1 rRNA gene is annotated in these 2975 nt (G+C 51.3%); it reads left to right on the forward strand.

Annotated features, from left to right (window positions below):
• Nucleotides 1-86: 86 nt before the first annotated feature.
• Nucleotides 87-2970 (forward strand): 23S ribosomal RNA (locus C2M24_RS00005).
• Nucleotides 2971-2975 lie beyond the last annotated feature (5 nt).

The raw sequence follows: 2975 nt of genomic DNA on the forward strand, positions 1-2975 counted from the left end.
CGAAAGTTGATTGTGCGTCTACTTTAGTATTCTAACTTCTGGCGAAGTTAAACAGTCCTTGAAATACACACCCTTTTGGGTTGTATGGTTAAGTGACTAAGCGTACACGGTGGATGCCTTGGCAGTTGGAGGCGATGAAGGACGTATTAACTTGCGATAAGCCTGGTCAAGCTAGTAAAAAGCGCTTGAGGCCAGGATTTCCGAATGGGGAAACCCACCTGTTTACAGGTATCTTGCACTGAATACATAGGTGTAAGAGGCGAACGCGGAGAACTGAAACATCTAAGTACCCGTAGGAAAAGAAATCAACCGAGATTCCGAAAGTAGCGGCGAGCGAAATCGGAGCAGCCCTTAAGCTTATTTGATGTTAGTGGAAGCCTCTGGAAAGTGGCACGATACAGGGTGATAGTCCCGTACACGACAATGTCTTATAAGTGAAATCGAGTAGGTCGGAGCACGTGAAACTTTGACTGAATATGGGGGGACCATCCTCCAAGGCTAAATACTCCCAACTGACCGATAGTGAACCAGTACCGTGAGGGAAAGGCGAAAAGAACCCCTGTGAGGGGAGTGAAATAGAACCTGAAACCGTGTACGTACAAGCAGTAGGAGCCCTTCGAGGGGACTGCGTACCTTTTGTATAATGGGTCAGCGACTTATATTTTGTAGCGAGGTTAACCGATTAGGGTAGCCGTAGTGAAAGCGAGCGTTAACTGCGCGTTGAGTTGCAAGGTATAGAACCCGAAACCCGGTGATCTAGCCATGGGCAGGTTGAAGGTTGAGTAACATCAACTGGAGGACCGAACCCACTAACGTTGAAAAGTTAGGGGATGACCTGTGGCTAGGAGTGAAAGGCTAATCAAACCGGGAGATAGCTGGTTCTCCCCGAAATCTATTTAGGTAGAGCCTCGGACGAATACCATTGGGGGTAGAGCACTGTTTGGGCTAGGGGGTCATCCCGACTTACCAACCCCATGCAAACTCCGAATACCAATGAGTACTATCCGGGAGACACACGGCGGGTGCTAACGTCCGTCGTGGAGAGGGAAACAACCCAGACCGCCAGCTAAGGTCCCAAAGTGTATGTTAAGTGGGAAACGATGTGGGAAGGCTAAAACAGCTAGGAGGTTGGCTTAGAAGCAGCCACCCTTTAAAGAAAGCGTAATAGCTCACTAGTCGAGTCGGCCTGCGCGGAAGATGTAACGGGGCTAAACATACCACCGAAGCTGCGGCTGCGAACTTAGTTCGCGGGGTAGGGGAGCGTTGTGTAAGTGGCTGAAGGTGTGCCGGGAGGCATGCTGGACATATCACAAGTGCGAATGCTGACATGAGTAACGACAATGCGGGTGAAAAACCCGCACGCCGGAAGACCAAGGGTTCCTATCCCATGTTAATCAGGGTAGGGTGAGTCGACCCCTAAGGCGAGGCCGAAAGGCGTAGTCGATGGGAAACGGGTTAATATTCCCGTACTTGGTATAAATGCGATGGGGGGACGGAGAAGGCTAGACAGGCACGGCGTTGGTTGTCCGTGTGAAAGTATGTAGGCTTGAATCTTAGGAAAATCCGGGATTCTTTAAGGCTGAGATACGAGACGACACTCTACGGAGTGGAAGCTGTTGGTGCCATACTTCCAGGAAAAGCCTCTAAGCTTCAGTTTATACCGAATCGTACCCCAAACCGACACAGGTGGTCAGGTAGAGAATACTAAGGCGCTTGAGAGAACTCGGGTGAAGGAACTAGGCAAAATAGTACCGTAACTTCGGGAGAAGGTACGCTCCTACCTGTGATGAGACTTGCTCTCTAAGCGGACGGGAGTCGCAGTGACCAGGTGGCTGGGACTGTTTATTAAAAACACAGCACTCTGCTAAATCGCGAGATGACGTATAGGGTGTGACACCTGCCCGGTGCCGGAAGGTTAATTGATGGGGTTAGCGTATGCGAAGCTCTTGATCGAAGCCCCGGTAAACGGCGGCCGTAACTATAACGGTCCTAAGGTAGCGAAATTCCTTGTCGGGTAAGTTCCGACCTGCACGAATGGTGTAACCATGGCCACGCTGTCTCCACCCGAGACTCAGTGAAATTGAAATCGCAGTGAAGATGCTGTGTACCCGCGGCTAGACGGAAAGACCCCGTGAACCTTTACTACAGCTTGGCACTGAACATTGAGCCTACATGTGTAGGATAGGTGGGAGGCTTTGAAGCAGAGACGCCAGTTTCTGTGGAGCCATCCTTGAAATACCACCCTTGTATGTTTGATGTTCTAACGTTGGCCCCTGAATCGGGGTTGCGGACAGTGCCTGGTGGGTAGTTTGACTGGGGCGGTCTCCTCCCAAAGAGTAACGGAGGAGCACGAAGGTTGGCTAAGTACGGTCGGACATCGTACGGTTAGTGTAATGGTAGAAGCCAGCTTAACTGCGAGACAGACACGTCGAGCAGGTACGAAAGTAGGTCATAGTGATCCGGTGGTTCTGAATGGAAGGGCCATCGCTCAACGGATAAAAGGTACTCCGGGGATAACAGGCTGATACCGCCCAAGAGTTCATATCGACGGCGGTGTTTGGCACCTCGATGTCGGCTCATCACATCCTGGGGCTGAAGTCGGTCCCAAGGGTATGGCTGTTCGCCATTTAAAGTGGTACGCGAGCTGGGTTTAGAACGTCGTGAGACAGTTCGGTCCCTATCTGCCGTGGGCGTTTGAGAATTGAGAGGGGCTGCTCCTAGTACGAGAGGACCGGAGTGGACGAACCGCTGGTGTTCGGGTTGTGATGCCAATTGCATTGCCCGGTAGCTACGTTCGGAATCGATAACCGCTGAAAGCATCTAAGCGGGAAGCGAGCCTCGAGATGAGTTCTCACTTGGAGTTTAACTCCACTGAAGGGCCGTTGAAGACTACAACGTTGATAGGCAGGGTGTGGAAGCGCTGTGAGGCGTTAAGCTAACCTGTACTAATTACCCGTGAGGCTTAACCATACAAC

The sequence above is a fragment of the Pseudoalteromonas sp. T1lg22 genome, assembly GCF_002964645.1.
Lineage (GTDB): Bacteria > Pseudomonadota > Gammaproteobacteria > Enterobacterales > Alteromonadaceae > Pseudoalteromonas.